This window comes from Paeniglutamicibacter sp. GQ140 (assembly GCF_059759235.1).
In genome coordinates, this window is the sequence record NZ_JCAXDW010000001.1 from 545084 (window position 1) to 561557 (window position 16474).

The 16474-nt window shown below is 67.7% G+C and carries 16 protein-coding genes; 10 read left to right on the top strand and 6 right to left on the bottom strand.

Annotation, left to right across the window (positions count from 1 at the left end):
- Nucleotides 1–5: 5 nt before the first annotated feature.
- The 3 genes from AC6CHY_RS02485 to AC6CHY_RS02495 all read right to left on the bottom strand — a co-directional run bounded on the left by AC6CHY_RS02485 (nucleotide 6) and on the right by AC6CHY_RS02495 (nucleotide 2648).
- The gene (locus AC6CHY_RS02485; RefSeq protein ID WP_498225312.1) at nucleotides 6–1016 is read right to left on the bottom strand and encodes an ABC transporter substrate-binding protein; all 1011 of its coding nucleotides are present in this window, start codon (nucleotides 1014–1016) and stop codon (nucleotides 6–8) included.
- A gap of 70 nt (nucleotides 1017–1086) precedes the next feature.
- Nucleotides 1087–1920 (bottom strand): metallophosphoesterase, encoded by an 834-nt coding sequence (locus AC6CHY_RS02490; protein WP_498225313.1) that lies wholly within the window; start codon nucleotides 1918–1920, stop codon nucleotides 1087–1089.
- Nucleotides 1917–2648 (bottom strand): tyrosine-protein phosphatase, encoded by a 732-nt coding sequence (locus tag AC6CHY_RS02495; protein WP_498225314.1) that lies wholly within the window; start codon nucleotides 2646–2648, stop codon nucleotides 1917–1919. The genes AC6CHY_RS02490 and AC6CHY_RS02495 overlap by 4 nt, the downstream gene beginning before the upstream one ends.
- A 233-nt stretch (nucleotides 2649–2881) precedes the next feature.
- On the opposite strand from AC6CHY_RS02495, the gene AC6CHY_RS02500 reads away from it, so the two are divergent.
- The gene (locus AC6CHY_RS02500; protein ID WP_498225315.1) at nucleotides 2882–3829 is read left to right on the top strand and encodes a CHAD domain-containing protein; all 948 of its coding nucleotides are present in this window, start codon (nucleotides 2882–2884) and stop codon (nucleotides 3827–3829) included.
- Between the two features lie 140 nt (nucleotides 3830–3969).
- A complete protein-coding gene (locus AC6CHY_RS02505; protein WP_498225316.1) occupies nucleotides 3970–4584 on the top strand; it encodes a TMEM175 family protein in 615 nt (204 codons plus the stop codon).
- An 11-nt stretch (nucleotides 4585–4595) separates the two neighbouring features.
- Here AC6CHY_RS02505 and AC6CHY_RS02510 read toward each other — a convergent pair whose 3' ends face one another.
- Nucleotides 4596–6038 (bottom strand): MFS transporter, encoded by a 1443-nt coding sequence (locus tag AC6CHY_RS02510; protein WP_498225317.1) that lies wholly within the window; start codon nucleotides 6036–6038, stop codon nucleotides 4596–4598.
- 348 nt (nucleotides 6039–6386) lie between these two features.
- On the opposite strand from AC6CHY_RS02510, the gene AC6CHY_RS02515 reads away from it, so the two are divergent.
- From AC6CHY_RS02515 to AC6CHY_RS02535, 5 genes are all read left to right on the top strand, one after another.
- Nucleotides 6387–7445: a LacI family DNA-binding transcriptional regulator gene (locus tag AC6CHY_RS02515; RefSeq protein WP_498225318.1), complete on the top strand. Its 1059-nt coding sequence runs from the start codon at nucleotides 6387–6389 to the stop codon at nucleotides 7443–7445.
- A 114-nt stretch (nucleotides 7446–7559) separates the two neighbouring features.
- The gene (locus tag AC6CHY_RS02520) at nucleotides 7560–8855 is read left to right on the top strand and encodes an MFS transporter (RefSeq protein ID WP_498225319.1); all 1296 of its coding nucleotides are present in this window, start codon (nucleotides 7560–7562) and stop codon (nucleotides 8853–8855) included.
- A gap of 33 nt (nucleotides 8856–8888) precedes the next feature.
- Entirely contained in the window at nucleotides 8889–9668 is a 780-nt protein-coding gene (locus AC6CHY_RS02525) for an SDR family oxidoreductase (protein WP_498225320.1), read from the top strand.
- An 18-nt stretch (nucleotides 9669–9686) separates the two neighbouring features.
- A complete protein-coding gene (gene kce / locus AC6CHY_RS02530) occupies nucleotides 9687–10619 on the top strand; it encodes a 3,5-dioxohexanoate:acetyl-CoA acetone transferase (protein ID WP_498225321.1) in 933 nt (310 codons plus the stop codon).
- Nucleotides 10620–10629: 10 nt separating this feature from the next.
- Nucleotides 10630–11607 carry a glycerate kinase gene (locus tag AC6CHY_RS02535; protein ID WP_498225322.1) on the top strand — a complete coding sequence of 326 codons (978 nt, stop codon included), beginning with the start codon at nucleotides 10630–10632 and terminating at the stop codon, nucleotides 11605–11607.
- A gap of 10 nt (nucleotides 11608–11617) precedes the next feature.
- On the opposite strand, the gene AC6CHY_RS02540 is transcribed toward AC6CHY_RS02535, so the two are convergent.
- Nucleotides 11618–12406 carry an IclR family transcriptional regulator gene (locus AC6CHY_RS02540; protein ID WP_498225323.1) on the bottom strand — a complete coding sequence of 263 codons (789 nt, stop codon included), beginning with the start codon at nucleotides 12404–12406 and terminating at the stop codon, nucleotides 11618–11620.
- A gap of 151 nt (nucleotides 12407–12557) precedes the next feature.
- On the opposite strand from AC6CHY_RS02540, the gene AC6CHY_RS02545 reads away from it, so the two are divergent.
- Genes AC6CHY_RS02545 through AC6CHY_RS02555 form a run of 3 tightly spaced genes read left to right on the top strand, consistent with a single transcriptional unit; the run spans nucleotide 12558 to nucleotide 15084 of the window.
- Entirely contained in the window at nucleotides 12558–13262 is a 705-nt protein-coding gene (locus tag AC6CHY_RS02545) for a CoA transferase subunit A (RefSeq protein ID WP_498225324.1), read from the top strand.
- Nucleotides 13263–13267: 5 nt separating this feature from the next.
- Nucleotides 13268–13918, top strand: coding sequence for a CoA transferase subunit B (locus tag AC6CHY_RS02550; RefSeq protein WP_217387116.1), 651 nt, complete (start codon nucleotides 13268–13270; stop codon nucleotides 13916–13918).
- Nucleotides 13915–15084, top strand: coding sequence for an acetyl-CoA C-acyltransferase (locus AC6CHY_RS02555; protein ID WP_498225325.1), 1170 nt, complete (start codon nucleotides 13915–13917; stop codon nucleotides 15082–15084). The genes AC6CHY_RS02550 and AC6CHY_RS02555 overlap by 4 nt, the downstream gene beginning before the upstream one ends.
- A gap of 130 nt (nucleotides 15085–15214) precedes the next feature.
- Here the strand turns inward: AC6CHY_RS02555 and AC6CHY_RS02560 are convergent, their stop codons facing one another.
- Nucleotides 15215–16423, bottom strand: coding sequence for an amidohydrolase (locus AC6CHY_RS02560; protein ID WP_498225326.1), 1209 nt, complete (start codon nucleotides 16421–16423; stop codon nucleotides 15215–15217).
- Between the last annotated feature and the right edge of the window lie 51 nt (nucleotides 16424–16474).

Genomic DNA, 16474 nt, shown 5'->3' on the forward strand with positions numbered 1-16474 from the left:
GTCCTTTACTTCAGCAGCGAGTTGAAGAAGTCAACCGCCGCCTTCTGGCCGTCGGCGATCTTCACCTGGTCCGGATCCAGCAGGTTGATCTCACTAAGGGCCGGGGCACCTGCAGGCACGCCGGCATCCCCGCGGACCGGCAGGTAGGACTGCGAGACCGCCAATTCCTGGCCTTCCTTCGAAATCAGGAAGTCAACAAAGTCGTTGGCGACTTCCTGGTTGGCGGAATCGGCAAAGACGCCTGCCGGCTGCGAGACGTAGGGGACGCCGTCACTCGGGTAGCCCACGGCGATGGGTGAGCCCTTGGCGGCGAGCTCGCGGGCCACGTAGTCGACCACGATCCCGACCTCCGAGCTGCCCTCGGCCACGGCCTGGCCGACCGGCCCGTTGCTTTCCAGGACCGTGGGGTCGTTGGCCACGAGCTTTTCCATCCAGCCCTTGCCCAGTTTCGGTTCCTGCAGCCACACCGCGGTGTTGAAGGCCGCGGCACCCGAGACGTCCGGGTTCGGCATCGCGATCTTGCCCTTGTAGCTGTCCTCGGTCAGCGAGGCCCAGCTGGCCGGCGCCTCGCTGACGGCGCCGGTGTTGTAGGCAATGATGGTGGGGATGATGCGGGTGCCCACCCAGTGGCCTTCGGCGTCGACGAATTTCTTGTCCAGGTCCGCGCCGTTCTCGATGTCCAGCTTCGCCAGCGAGCCGTCGGCGGCGTAGGACTCGAAGGTCGGGACGTCGGCCGCCAGGATGACGTCAGCGGTGATCTTTCCCGCCTGCTTCTCGGTGGCGATGCGCGTCTTCAGTTCCCCGGTGGCCGCCCGGAACACCTTGACCTCGACGCCCGCGTTGGCCTTCTCGAAGGCCTCCACGACCTGGTCGATCTTGGCCTGCGGCTCCGAGGTGTAGACGGTGAGGGTCTTAGTGGCAGCGGCATCGGCGGGGGTTCCGGAACCCGCGCAGGCTGTCAGTCCCAGTACCGGGATCAACATCAACGGTGCGAGTGCTGTGAGGCGGTTCTTCATTTCTTCTCCTTTGGGTGCCGCACACCCGTGGTGCGGCTTGCGAGTGGTAGTTGTCGAACGGAACGGATCATCAGAGCAGCGCCGGTTGGCGGGCGGGAACCGGCACCTCGCGGGCGGGGGCCGCGGCGGGCACCGGCACCTGCACCGGGGTGGCGGAGAATTGCCCGGCACCGACCTTGATGACGCTGAACCAGCTGGGGTCCGTGCCCGGCTTCGGGCCTTCGGGGGCGAAGAGGTTGTGGTTGTAGGACACCGCCGGGGAAACCCACACCGGAATGGTTCCCAGGCTTCCGGTGCCCGGCAGGTGGTAGTGGCCGCAGAGGATGCCGCGGACATCGCTGCCGGCAAGCACCGCCGCAAGTTCCCCGGGGCGGGCCAGGCCGCGGCCGGCCAGTTCCGGCAACAGGGACTCGATCGGCGGGTGGTGCATGGCCAGCACCGTCCCGCGCGGTGCCGGTGCCTGAAGCACCGCCCGCAGCCAGAGCAGCTGCCGGTCGCTGAGCCGGCCGGCGGCCTCGCGGAAACCGTGGGTCTCCAGCCCGATGATGCGCAGGCCGGCCACCAGGTGCACAGTGTCCGCCGGGTTCGGGCCGCTGGCCAGGCGCCTGCGGTTGAACGCCGCGCCCACCGCGCCCGCCGGATCGTGGTTGCCCGGCACCACGATGACCGGGCAGCCCAGTTCCCTTTCCGCCTGCCCAAACAGCTCGGCCGCACGCGCGTAGACCGGGGCGCCGCGGTCCGAAACATCCCCGGTGACCAGCACCGCGTCGGGGGAAAACCGGGCCGCCGCACCGAGGGCCGCGGTGGTCCGGGCCCAGGTGTCGATTCGCCCCCGCAGCAGGGCGCCACCTGCCAGCAGGTGGGTGTCTGTCAGTTGCACCAGGGTGGCGCCGCGGGCACTCAAACGTCCGGCCCGGCTTCCTCCGCGGCACCGGGGCCCGCCAATTCCTCGCGGATGACCGTCAGGTCCGCCGGATCCAGCCCGTGGGCCAGCAGATAGCAGGCGGCCGAACCGTAGCGCGCCTCGACCATGTCCAGCGCGTCGTCCAGGACCGCGGCCGGGCTGTCCAGGTGCAGGTGCAACGCCGCCTGCAATTCCGCGCTGTCCCCCAGTGCGCAGGCCAGCTCCCGGTTCACCCGCTCGCGGTAGCTTGCCGGCAGGTCCCTGGCGCTGCGCGCATAGTCGTCAAGCAGGATCTGGCGCGGCACGCCGGCAACCTCCAAGACCAGGGCCACCACCAGGCCGGTGCGGTCCTTGCCCGCGGCGCAGTGCACCAGTACCCCCTCCGGAAGACCCGCGGCGATGGCTCCCACCGCCTTGGTGATTTCCGTGCCGCGGTCGGCGATCAGGTGGCAGTAGACGTCCTTGATGGCGGTGGCCACGGGCAGCGGGCCGAGGTACAGCGGCACCGAAACATGCACGGCGCCCGCCGGGACGTAGCCCCGGCGCTCGGCGACCTCGAAGGACTCGCGCAAATCCACGACGGTCCGCACGCCGAGGGCATCCAGCTCCCGGATGCCCGCGCGTTCCAGTCCGCTGGGGGCAGCCGACCGAAACAGCCGACCGTCGCCGGCGGAGGGGACCCGGCGCAGGTTCGGCACCGCGGTGGCGGCTTCCATCGAACGGGACATGCAGGCTGAATCCTCAAGTGGTTGTCGTGTTTCCCCAACTGGGAATTCCAGTGGCACCCTTGATTCAAGTCCACCCACGTGGCCGGAGGGTTAATTCCCGTCCACGGGCAGGCGACCTGCTCCTCAAGTCTTCGCCTCCCGCTGCGGCGTCGCGGTCCCGGGGCAGTCCCTGTCCACGTTCACCTCCGGCACCTAGAATCGCGATGGAGGCGATGCGGGAGAGGAGGCACTCCATGGCCAAGATCCGCGGGCACGGGAACCTGCTTCGGCGCCCGGGCACCTCGCGCTCCCCGGCGGCCGGCAAGACGGCCACGGTGCTGTCGGTGGCCATCGCCTACATGGACGGGCAAATCGCCGAACTGGGCACCCAGGAACCCGGGGTCCGTTCCGGGAGCCCCGGGGCCGTCCACGACATGCGTGCCGCGACGCGGCGGCTGCGTTCCGCCCTGGACATCTACGGGCATCTCTTCGAGGCAAGCCGACGCCGGAGCCTGGGCCACGAACTGAAATGGCTGGCCAAGGCCCTGGGCCGTTCCCGGGATGCCGAGGTCGTGCGCGAACGACTCGATGACCGCCTCGCGGAACTGCCCGCGAAATGGCGGACCGAGGTTCTCGCGGAATCCCTCGAACGCGCGCTCGGCGATGCCAGCGACGCCGGACGCCGGCGGGTGGTCAAGGCCTTGAAGTCCAGGCGCTACCGCCGGCTGCTGGAGGGCCTCGGGCGTTTCCGGGACGATCCCCCGGCCGCCGAACCGGCCCGCCGCCCCGCCGGCACCGAGGTCGCGGCATCGGTCAACGACCAGGCCAGGATCGTTGACCGCGCCTATCGGGCCATGCTGCGCACCGAACCCGGACACGACCGCGATGTGGCGCTGCACCGGCTGCGCAAGGACACCAAGCGGCTGCTGCACGCCGCGGAATCCGCCGCCGGGATCCACCCGAAACGGGCCGCCGCCCTGGCCCGCCGGTCCCGCCGGCTGCAGAAGATCCTGGGCAACCACCAGGACAGCGTGATGACCCGCGCCTTCCTCGAATCCCTGGCCGCCGACCCTGCCCTGCCGGAGGTAACCCGGCGCGCGTGCGAGAAGATTCTCAAGCGGGAGGAAGACATCGCCAGATCCGCGGCACGACAGTACGCCCGGGCACGGCGGACATCGGGCGCGCTGCGGTTGCGCCGCTGAGCGGCTCCCGTCGCCGCACACTGCCCGACGCCTCGAGGAATGTTGCAGGTGAAAACCACGCATTGGCCCTACCGGTGTGAAAGTATCGTGACCAGCAATTTCACGCAGGAGCAGGTGTTTGGGAAAGGAGGCGGCCGAGCATGCCCACCAGTCGCTTGGAAGCATTCAGCGATGGCGTCTTGGCCATCATCATCACGATCATGGTCCTGGAACTCAAGGTCCCCGAGGGCCACGACCTTGCCTCGCTCCTCCCGGTCATCGGCTCCAGCCTGCTGACCTACCTACTGAGCTTCGTCTACATCGGCATCTACTGGAATAACCACCATCACATGTTCCAGGTCACCGAGAAGATCACCGGCGGGGTCCTCTGGGCCAACCTCCACCTGCTCTTCTGGCTTTCCCTCCTGCCGTTCAGCACCGCCTGGATGGATGAAAGTGCCCTGGCCAAGACGCCCGTCGTCACCTACGGCATCAACCTGTTGGCGGCGGCCGCCGCCTACCTCGTCCTGCAGCGCGTGATCATCCGCGGGCAAGGCGCCGACTCGACGCTCGAGCGCGCCATGGGACGGGACCGCAAGGGCAAGGCGTCCCTGGTGCTCTACACCCTCGGGATCTTTGCCGCCCTGCTGGGCGGCGAGCACGACAATGTCTGGGGCTACCTGGGCGTCGCGTTCTTCGTGGCTGTCGCCGTGCTCTGGCTGGTCCCGGACCGCCGGATCGAGCGCAGCCTCGGCGCGGGGCACGCGGCCACGTAGCGTCCTGGATTTCAGCGCCCGTCGTCGGCGGCGGACGCCGCTCCAGGCTCACCGTCCTCGACCGGTGCGCTCTCCGGCGCCGTCGCGTAGGCAACCGACAGCCGCCGGTACGACCGCGTGGTCAGTGCCGCGAGCCCCAGGAAGATCGACGCGACCCCTGTCACCACGAACACCAATGCGATGCCGCGGGCGTCCCCCTCCCCCAGCAACCAGCCCCAGCCTTGCCTTCCCGGCTCCGAGGCCATGTAGGGGATGATCCAGAACTCGGCCAGCGGGGCGATCATGAACGCGGTGATCGGCGCGGCCGCCGACTCGAAGGTCATGGCGAAGCCGAAGACCCGGCCCTGGACCTTGTAGGGCACCACCTTCTGGATCACTGTCTGCTCGGCTGCCTCGACCGCCGGGATGAGCATCATGTAGACCCAGATGCCCAGGGCGTAGAGCCACCACCACTCGCGGATCGTGAAGGTGGCACCGAGCACGCCGCTGAACGCGACCAGGATCAGCATGGTGCGGATCGGGTTTTTGCCCAGTCCGAACTTGGCCACCAGCCCGCCGCCGATCAGGAAGCCGGTGGCGGTCACCCCGAGCACCACGCCCCAAATCTCCACCGGGAAGATCGTCAGGCCGTAGGGGTCCATGAGCGCCATGAACACCCCGCCGGTCAGGTTGTTGAAGGTGGTGAACAGGATCAGTGCGAAAAGCCCCTGGGTCGCGCGGACCGCCGCGATCCCCGCACGCAATTCGGAGAAGCTCTCGCGATCCTGCGCGCGAACGATCTTGGGCTCCGGGATCCGCAGGAACAGCAGGTGTGCCAGCACCGCGCCGCAGGCCACCAGCGCAATGATGATGGTTCCGCCCATGCCCAGCATGCCGATGGACAGGCCGCTGAAGACACTGGTGATCATGAACGCCAGGCCCTGCACCGTGCCCACCAGGCCGTTGGCATTCGCCCTGCGATCCGCCGGAACCAGCAGGGTCACGGTGGTGGACAGCGCGATGTTGCGCAGCTGTTCGACCACGGCGCCGATGAGCACCACGAGGGCGAAGAGCCAGAACCAGATGCCGGTCAGGCTGAGCAGCTCCGCTTCTGGCACCAGCATGAACATGGCGGCGGCCAGCCCGAAGCAGGCGACGGTGAATAGCGTGGATCCAACCATCACCGCGTGCTTGCGGTACCTGTCCACCAGCACTCCGAAGAGCAGGCCAAAGAACGCGACCAGCAGCATGTAGGCCCCGCCGATGAGTCCGGTGGCCAGCACCGACCGGGTTTCCAGGTACACCCAGAAGGTCAGTGCGAACCACAGGAAGCTGGTGATCACATTGGCCAGGGCGGTATTGACCAGCACGTGCATGAACGTGCGGTGCCCCGATGCCGTGGGCGCCGGTGGGGTGGCTGTTTGTTGCCTGTCCGTCGTTTCGATGTCCGCGGAGGACTGATCTTCCTGCGACATGCTCCAAGCCTAGAACCGGGGACCGATGCTTTGGTAGGGTTTCGGACGGCCAGAATGGATCGTTCCCACGCAGTCCCTGCGCACCCCAGCGAAGGCCACGGGCTCCCGGTTCGCCCGGCTGAAGGCTACGGGCGCGAGAAGCGGTAAGCAACATTCAGCAAGTTTCGTGCCCATCAGGTCCCGGGCCTACTCAACCGCCCTTCGAATCCGGCCTGCTTTCTGCGACGGAGGCTTCCTGCCGTTGATCCCTTTCACTTAACGTTGCTTAACGACTAACCGTGGTCTGTAATGGTGATCACACGCCGTCGATTTACCGGCCGTGGAAACGACACCGCGAAGGAGGCAAAGATGCCGAGCAATACCGACACCCCGACGGACCGACCCACCCGGGTCTCCGCCGCAGCGGTGGCCCGCGCATCAGGAGTTTCCACGGCCACGGTCAGCTACATCATGAACGGGCGGCCCGGGGCCTCGATGGAAACCCGGCGGCACGTCGTGAAGATCGCCAACGAAATGGGGTTCCGTCCCTCCGGCAATTCGGCCGGCCGCGATCCGCTGCTGACCCGGGTGGTCGGCCTGATCCTTCCGAATATCGTCAACCAGATGTACACCGGGTGGGCGCAGCACATCATCAACGCCACCGCCGCCGAGGGCTTCGAGGTCTTCGTCGCCACCACCCAGGACGATCCCGAATCGCTCGCCCAGGTCGCCGGAACCCTGGCGGCCCGAAACGTGGACGGGGTCATCATCGCCGCCGCGCTGCGCGAGGACTCCCGGGCGCTGCGGACCCTGCGCCAGAAGCGCATCCCGTACGTGTGCCTCTCCCGGCGCTCGGACCACCTACCCGGCGACTTCGTGGGAATCGACGACGATGCCGCCGCGTCCGACCTCATGGGCCACATCCTGGACCACGGCTACACGGAAATCGCCACGGTCATCGGCCCCCGCTTCTCCACCGCCTCGCTGGCCCGGGAACAAGCCTTCGTGCGGACGGCGAGCGCCGCGGGCGTGGCGATCACCGGGGACCGGAAGATCAGCACCAGGCTCAATTCCGACGGCGGAAGGGTCGCGGCCGAAAAGCTGCTCGGCTCACCCAACCCGCCACGGGCCATCGTGTGCGGTTCGGACGAGATCGCCATCGGCGTCATGGAACACGCGCTCTCCCTGGGGCTGCGCATCCCCGAGGACGTGGCGGTGGTCGGCAGCGACGGGCTTCCGCGCAGCCGCTCCCTGCTCATCGGCCTGACCACGATCGTCCAACCGGTCAAGGAAATGGCCGAGCGTTCCTTCGAACTTCTCCTTGACCAGATCACCCGCCCGCGCGGCACCTACAAGCACTCGGTGTGCGCCCACCGGCTGCACATCGGCCGGACCTGCGGCTGCCCTCCGGACACCGGCGCCAAGTAACCCTTCCCCTCTCCCAATACTCCATCACTCCCCCTGGCGCGCCCGCGCCGCCTTCCCCCGCCATGCCCGATCCAGAAAGTCATTGAGATGCCTACAACAGCAAGGACGACCACCATGCGGTCACCCGAAGTCGTCAACAAGATCATTTTCCGGCGCATCATGCCGCTGCTGATTGCCGCGTACGTCATGGCATTCATCGACCGGACGAACATCGGCATGGCCAAGGACCGGATGGAGATCGACCTCGGCATCTCGGCCACGGCCTACGGCATCGGCGCCGGGCTGTTCTTCCTGACCTATGCGCTCTCCGAGATCCCCTCGAACCTGATCATGCACAAGGTCGGTGCCCGCTTCTGGATCATGCGCATCATGATCACCTGGGGCATCCTCTCGGCCTGCATGGCCTTCGTGCAGGGCGAATGGTCCTTCTACATCCTGCGCATGCTGCTGGGCATCGCCGAGGCCGGGCTGTTCCCCGGCGTCATCTACTTCATCACGCAGTGGTTCGTGGTCAAGGACCGCGCCAAGGCAAACGGCATGTTCCTGCTCGGCGTCTCCATCGCCAACATCGTCGGCGCCCCGCTGGGCGGCGTGCTGCTGACCCTTGACGGACTCGGCGGCCTGCACGGTTGGCAGTGGATGTTCATCATCGAGGGCATCCCCGCCTGCTTCCTGGCCTTCGTCGTCTGGAAGGCCCTGCCCAACAAGCCCACCGAATCCAAGTTCCTCACCCGCGAGGAAGCCGAGGACCTCGAGGCCCGCATCTTGGCCGAAGAAACTGCCGGCGCCAAGGCCTCCGGAAACTCGAAGCTGCGCCACGTCCTGAAGGACAAGCAGATCCTGCTGGTCGTGGCCATCTACTTCACGCACCAGATCGCGGTCTACGCTCTGAGCTTCTTCCTTCCCTCGATCATCGGCACCTACGGCACGCTGAACACCATCCAGATCGGCCTGCTGACTTCCATCCCGTGGATCTTCTCCGCCGCCGGCGCCCTGCTGCTGCCGCGCCTGGCCACCAACGCGTCCCGCTCCCGGCTGATCGCCACTTCCACGATGGTCGGCATTGTCGCCGGCTTCACCCTGGGCGCCATCGGCGGACCGATCCTGGGCATGCTCGGCTTCTGCCTGGCCGCGTTCAACTTCTTCGCCCTGCAGCCGATCCTCTTCACCTACCCGGCAACGCGCCTCTCCGGCGCCGCGCTGGCCGGCGGCATCGCCTTCGTGAACACCGTGGGCCTCTTCGGCGGGTTCCTCGGCCCGTACGTCATGGGCTTCATGGAGGAGGCCACCGGTAGCAAGCTCTCGGGCCTCTGGTTCATCGTCGCCATGTGCGCCATCGGCGCACTGCTGACCCGCAAGCTCAAGCGCGGCACCGAGGACCCGGCCAAGTCCTCCGTCGCCGCCCACTAGATTCCCTCCGCAACCAGGAAGAAAAGCACCACCATGGACAACAACAGATTCGACTACACCGACCGCAGGGTGCTGGTCACCGCGGGAGCCGCCGGCATCGGCCTGGCCATCGCCACCGCATTCAAGGAACTCGGCGCTGCAGTATTCGTCACCGACATCAACACGGAGGCCGTCGAGGCGGCCCGGGCGGCCGGCTTCGCCGCGGCGGTAAGCGACGTGTCCGACGAATCCCAGGTCATCGAGCTCGCCGCAGTGGTCCGCACCGAATTGGGCGGGCTGGACGTGCTGGTCAACAACGCCGGAATCGCCGGGCCCACCGGACCCATCGAAACGCTGGAATCCGCGGCGTGGAAGTCCACCTTCGAGGTGAACGTGCACGGACAGTTCTACTGCATCAAGCACCTGCTCCCGCTGCTGCGGGAGGGCAGCGACGCCTCGATCGTCAACCTCTCCTCGGCCGCCGGGCGCCTGGGCATGGCCGGGCGCAGCGCCTACTCGGCATCCAAGTGGGCGGTCATCGGGCTGACCAAGACCCTGGCCATCGAGCTGGGCGACGAACGCATCCGCGTCAACGCCATCTGCCCCGGCGCCGTCAACGGACCGCGCATCGAAGCCGTCATCGAGGCCAAGGCCGCGATGCTCGGCCGCCCGCTTCAGGAGGTCTCCGACCTCTACCACCGCCAGTCCTCGCTGAACCGACTGGTCGAGGCCGGCGACATCGCCGACATGGCAGTCTTCCTGGCCAGCTCCCTGGCCCGCAGCGTCAACGGCCAGGCCATGGCCGTTGACGGCAACACCGAAAAGCTCTACTAAGGATCTGGACCCATCATCATGGCAAGTACACGCAAGGTCATCATCACCTCCGCCGTCACCGGCGCGATCCACACCCCCACCATGTCCCCGCACCTGCCCGTCACGGCCGATGAGATCGCCGATGCCGCGATCGGTGCCGCCGAGGCCGGGGCCTCGATCGTGCACATGCACGCCCGGGACCCGAAGGACGGGCGCCCGTCACAGGATCCCGCCCACTTCGAACCCATCCTGGCCAAGCTCAAGGCCAACACCGACGCGATCATCAACATCACCACCGGCGGCTCCCCGCACATGAGCGTGGAGGAACGCATGCGCCCGGTGATCGAGTTCGCCCCGGAGCTCGCCTCGCTGAACATGGGCTCGATGAACTTCGGCCTCTACCCGATGCTGGAGCGCTTCAAGGAATTCGGACAGGAGTGGGAGCGCGAGGGCCTGGAAAAATCCCGGGACCTGGTCTTCAAAAACACCTTCGCCGACATCCAGAAGATCCTGGAGATCGGCAACGCGAACGACACCCGCTTTGAATTCGAGTGCTACGACATCTCTCACCTGAACAATCTCGCGCACTTCCAGGCACGCGGGCTGGCCCGGGGCCCGCTCTTCGTCCAGTCGGTCTTCGGGCTGCTCGGCGGCATCGGGGCGCACCCCGAAGACCTGATGCACATGCGCCGCACCGCCGACCGGCTCTTCGGGGACTCGTACGAGTGGTCGATCCTGGGCGCGGGCAAGAGCCAAATGCCGCTGGCCACCATCGGGGCGGCCATGGGCTCCCACGTCCGCGTGGGCCTGGAGGACTCGCTGTGGATCGGCCCCGGCCAGCTGGCCGCCTCCAACGCCGAACAGGTCACCCGCATCCGCACCATCCTCGAGGCTCTGAACTTCGAGGTTGCCACCCCCGACGAGGCCCGCGAAATGCTGGCGCTCAAGGGTCGCGAAAACGTCGGATTCTAGGAAAGACACCATGAAAATCCTGATTGCCCCCGACAGCTTCAAGGGCACCTATACCGCCGCCCAGGTCGCCGCGGCGATCGCCGGCGGAGCCAGGTCCGCGGGCGCGGAGGTCTTGGAGCTGCCGGTGGCAGATGGCGGGGAAGGCACCGAGGAAATCCTCGGTGCCGCGCTCGGTGCCGAGCAGATCCACGCCGACTCCGTGGGGCCGTGGCGGGATCCCGTTCGTGCCGCCTATTCCCTGGGCGTCGATGGCACCGCCTACATCAACCTGGCCGCGGCCAGCGGAATCACCCTGCCGGCTCCGGGTGGACGCAATGCGCTCACCGCCGACACCTACGGCACCGGCCTGCTCATGATTGATGCGGTGAGGCGCGGTGCCCGGCGCCTTGTGGTGGCAGCGGGCGGGTCGGCGACCACCGACGGCGGGGCGGGTGCGTGCGCGGCGATCACCGAACACGGCGGGCTGCGCGGGGCGGGGGTTGTGGTGCTCAGCGATGTCACCACGCCCTTCGAGGACGCCGCGGTGGTCTTCGGCCCGCAAAAGGGCGCCACCCCACAGGAAGTCCCGGTCTTGACCGCGCGGTTGCACGAGTTGGCGACCACGCTGCCGCGGGACCCCCGCGGCGTTCCGGCGACAGGAGCGGCCGGTGGATTCAGCGGCGGGCTCTGGGCGAACTTCGGTGCCGAGCTGCGCTCCGGCGCGGACTTCGTGCTCGACGCGATCGGCTTCGAACACGAAGTCGCGAAGGCAGATGCGGTGATCGTGGGCGAGGGTCGCCTGGACTCCCAGACCCTTCAGGGCAAGATCATTTCGGTCATCATGGCCCGATGCGCGAGCATTCCCGTCTACGCCGTGGTCGGTTCTGTCACCGAGGATGCTCCGCGGGACGCCTTCGCCCAGGTCGTGGTGGCCACCGACGAGATGCGCATGCGCGCCGCCGGCGGGCAGATTGCCCGTCAGCTTCTCGCTTCCGCCGGACAGCTTTAGACTTCCATACTCAGCGAGTTGGCAGCGCCTGCTCTCCACGCAATTTCTTGGTCAACTCGTGCGCGTGGTGCATCAGCAGCCGGCCCATCTCGGGGCGCCGCTCGGGCGAGAACCGCGATTCGACTCCGGTCAGGCTCAGCGCCCAGGCGGGCTGGCCCGCGGCGTCGAAGACCGCGGCACCCATCCCCCAGCTTCCCTCCACGATCAGCGCCGGGTTCTCCGCCCAACCGCGCTCCCGCGTCTCGGCAATGCGTCGGCGCAACGGCTCGGGGGCGTGGTCGCTTCCATGTTCCGCAACCAGGTCCCGGCCTTCCAGATAGCGCTCGATCGCCTTTTCGGGCAGGAACGACAGGATCGCCAGCCCCGCCGAGGCCACGCCGAGCGGGAAGCGCTTGCCCTCGTAGAGCACGAAGGAGCGGATCGGGAATGCCCCGTCGGCCCGCAACAGGCAGACGGTCTCATCACCCCGCCGCACCGAGAGAAACGCGCTTTCACCCGTCGCATCGGCCAGGGCGGCAACGTGGTCGCGGGCGATCTCGGTGATGTCGTAGCGCTCGGCCGCAACGGTCCCCATCAGGTACATCTCCGGGCCCAGCAGCCACAACCCCTCCCGGTTGTCGTGGTCGCAAAACCCCTCGGCCGTAAGCGCCGCGAGCAGCCGGTGCGCGGTCGGGCGCGCCAGTCCGGTGCCTCGGGCGACCTCCGCCGTGGAGATGCCCCGGGGCATCGCGGTGCTCACGGCACGCAGCACTGCCGCCATGCGGCCCACCACCTGGGCACCGGGGAACGAGGAATTCATGTCCATATTATGGTCGAGATTCACCCAACTAACCACCCATCGAGCAATCCAGGTCACATTGGCCCGATCCATTGACCGGGATAACGCCCGATCAGTACGGTCAGAGCAGGACATTGAAGCACTCCACATCGTGGACGACACAAGGAGAACCATGGCAACGAAAGTCATCGGCGACGCCGCTGCGGCGTTGGCCGCAACCGTGCGCGATGGAATGACCATCGCGGTCGGCGGATTCGGCCTCAGCGGAATCCCGAGCCGGCTCATCACCGCCCTGCGCGACTCGGGCGCCACCGGGCTGACCATCGTCTCGAACAACATGGGCGTGGACGGCAAGGGACTGGGCCTGCTGCTGGAAAACAAGCAGGTCGCCAAGGTCCTGGCCTCCTACGTGGGCGAGAACAAGCTCTTCGCCCAGCAATTCCTGGACGGCGAGCTCGAGGTCGAGTTCGTCCCGCAGGGCACGCTGGCCGAGCGCCTGCGGGCCGGCGGCGCGGGCATCCCCGCCTTCTACACCCCCACCGGCGTGGGCACCCCGGTCGCCGAGGGCAAGGAAACCATGGAATTCGACGGCCGCGCCGCGATCCTGGAACGCGGCATCGTCGCGGACATTTCCCTGGTCCGCGCCTTCGAGGCCGACCCGGAAGGCAACCTGCGTTACCGCATGACCGCACGGAACTTCAACCCGTTGGTCGCCGCGGCCGGGCGTGTGACCTTCGCCGAGGCGGAGCTCATCCACGAGGACTACCTGGATCCGTCCCTCGTGGACACCCCGGGCATCTTCGTGCAGCACGTCGTCGCCACCGACGGCGTCAAGGACATCGAACAGCGGACCGTGCGCGTCCGCCAGGAGGCATAAACGGCATGTGGACACGCGATGAAATGGCGGCGATTGCCGCAAGCGAACTGACCGACGGCCAGTACGTGAACCTGGGCATCGGCATCCCGACCCTGGTGGCCAACAACCTGCCCGAGGGCGTGAACGTCACCCTGCAGTCCGAGAACGGACTGCTGGGCATGGGCCCCTTCCCCTACGAGGGCGAAGAGGACGCCGACTTGATCAACGCCGGCAAGCAGACCGTCACCCTGTTGCCCGGCGGCAGCTACTTCGACTCGGCCACCTCCTTCGGGATGATCCGCGGCGGCCACGTGGCAACCGCGATCCTCGGCGCCCTGCAGGTGGCCGCCAACGGCGACCTGGCCAACTGGACCATCCCCGGCAAGCTCGTCAAGGGCATGGGCGGGGCCATGGACCTGGTCGCCGGCACCCCGCGCGTCATCGTGATCACCGACCACGTGGCCAAGGACGGCACCCCGAAGATCGTCGAGACCTGCGACCTGCCGCTGACCGGGGTCGGCGTGGTGGACAGGATCATCACCGACCGCGCGGTGTTCGACGTTCTCGATTCCGCCCTGGTGCTGCGCGCCGTGGCGCCGGGCATCACCGTCGAGTCCCTGCGCGAGTCCACCGGCGCACCATTCACCATTGACCTTGAGGAAGAAGAAGCAGCATGAGCGCATTGATCGCCGGGTACGCCCGCACCCCGTTCGCCCGATTCAACGGGGCACTGGCCGCAATTCCGGGCACGGCCCTTGGCTCCCACGCCGCTGCAGCAGCCCTGGAACGCGCCGGCATCGACCCCTCCGAGGTCCAGCGGGTCTTCGCCGGCCAGGTCCTGCAGGGCGGCGCCGGACAGAACCCCGCACGCCAGTCGGCCGTGGGAGCCGGCATCGGCTACAGCGTGCCGGCCATGACACTGAACGCCGTCTGCCTCTCGGGCACCGAGGCCGTCGTGGCCGGGGCGCGCATGATCGACGCCGGCGAGGCCGACGTGGTGGTTGCCATCGGCCAGGAATCCATGTCGCTGGCACCCCACGCGCAGCGCGCACGCGCCGGCACGAAGTACGGTGCCCTCGAAGTCCTTGACACCATGGAACACGACGGACTCACCGACGCCTTCGAACAACGTTCCATGGGCGCCTCTACCGAAGACGGCAACAGCAAGCATGGCATCAGCCGTGAAGCACAAGACGAGTTCTCCGCCCGTTCGCACCAGCGGGCCGCCGCGGCAGCCGACTTCCACGCCGCAGAGATCGCGCCCTTCACCATTTCCTCGCGCCGCGGCGATGTTGTCATCTCCGCCGACGACGGAATCCGCGCGGACACCACGGCCGAGTCGTTATCCAAGCTCCGTCCTTCCTTCAGCAAGGACGGCACCATCACCGCGGGCAGTGCCTCACAGATCACCGACGGAGCAGCGGCGATCGTATTGGTCAGCAAGGCCGCCGCCGAGCGCCTGGGAATCACGCCGATTGCCGAGGTCGTTTCCCACGCGCTGGTCGCAGGACCTGACGTGCTGCTGCACGAACAGCCGGCCAACGCCATCCTGGCCGCGCTTGAAGGCACCGGGATCTCCGCCGCCGACCTGAAGGCCGTGGAGATCAACGAGGCATTTGCCGCCGTTGGCGTCCAGTCGGTGGCAAAGCTCGGGATCGACGGGAACATCGTGAACACCAAGGGCGGAGCCATTTCCCTGGGCCACCCCATCGGCGCCTCGGGCACCCGGATCGTCGGCACGCTGGCCCGCCAATTGGCCGAGCTCGGCGCCGGATCCGTGGGCGCCACCGGCATCTGCGGCGGCGGCGGACAGGGCAGCGCAGTGATCCTGCGGGCGCTGTAAAGCCAACTCCCCCGGGCCCCATTCGGCCGAACACGAGCACGGGCGCTCCCACATCTCCTCAAGGTGTGGGAGCGCTCTTGTTTGGACCATGGTTCAGGCGGACTCGTCGCCTTCCACACGCGCCTGGTTTCTAGGCCAGGTAGCCCGAGATCGCTGCCACCGCCGCACGGACCCCGGCCGAAAGGGTCGGCTCCATCGCGGGCAGGAAGTACGGCGAGTGGTTCACCGGCGGATGTTCCTGCCCGGCGGGGAATCCCCCGAAGAACCAGTAGACGGTGGGCACGTCGATGGAGTCCCCGAGCCAGCCCACGTCCTCGCTGCCCATGACCGGCGGGGCCAAGACCACTTGCTCCTCCCCCAGCTCGGCGCGCAACGACGCTATGACCGACTGCGTCTGTGCGGGATCGTTGTAGCAGCGAGGGAAGTCGTAGATGTGCTCGATCTGGGGTGCGGGCGCGTTGGAGGCCTGGGCTTCCGCGTTGATAATCCGGGTGATCGCCTCCAGCACCGTGGCGCGAACCTCGGGAGTCAGCGTCCTGACATTGAGCGTGAACTCCGCCCGGTCGGGAATGATGTTTTCCTTCAGGCCCGCGTGGAACGTCCCGGCCGTCACCACCGCCGGCGTTGTCGGTGCCAGCTCCCGGGAAACGATCCCCTGCAATCTGGCAATGATGTGGGCGCCGAGCAGGATCGGGTCGATGGAGTCCTGCGGCTGTGAGCCGTGGGACTGCTTCCCGCGCAGGGTCACCTTCAGGGCGTCGGCCAGGGCCATCGCGGTGCCGGAGGAAATGTGCACGGATCCGGCCGCGTAGGGAAAGACGTGCTGTCCGAGCACGACGTCGGGCCGCGGCGCCCGCTCCCAGAGTCCGTCCTGGACCATGGCCCGGGCCCCGGCACCGGTTTCCTCCCCGGGCTGGAACACCAGCACGAGGGTCCCGTGCCACGCCGGCTTGTTTTCCGCAAGGAATCGCGCCGCGGCCAGCAGCACCGCGATGTGGGTGTCGTGGCCGCAGCCGTGCATGACCGGGACCTCGGTGCCGTCGGGCAAATGCGAGGTCGCCGTCGAGGCGTAGTCGGCCCCGGTGTCCTCCTTGATCGGCAGCCCGTCGGTGTCGGCGCGGAAGGCCACGGTCTTGCCCGGGCCGTTGCGCAGGATTCCTACCACGCCCGTGCCGCCGCAGCGGAAGTTCTCGATGCCGAGTTCGGCGAGGCGTGCCTCGATGTAGGCGGCGGTTTCGTGCTCCTGCATGGAGAGTTCGGGATGCCGGTGCAGGTGCAGGTACTGCTCGTGCATCCAGTCGGTGGCGATGCCTGCGAGGTCCAGGGTGGGTGCGGTCATGATGTGCGTGTTTCCTTTCGTTCGGTGTCCGGTGCCGCAGGTGGCGGAGGC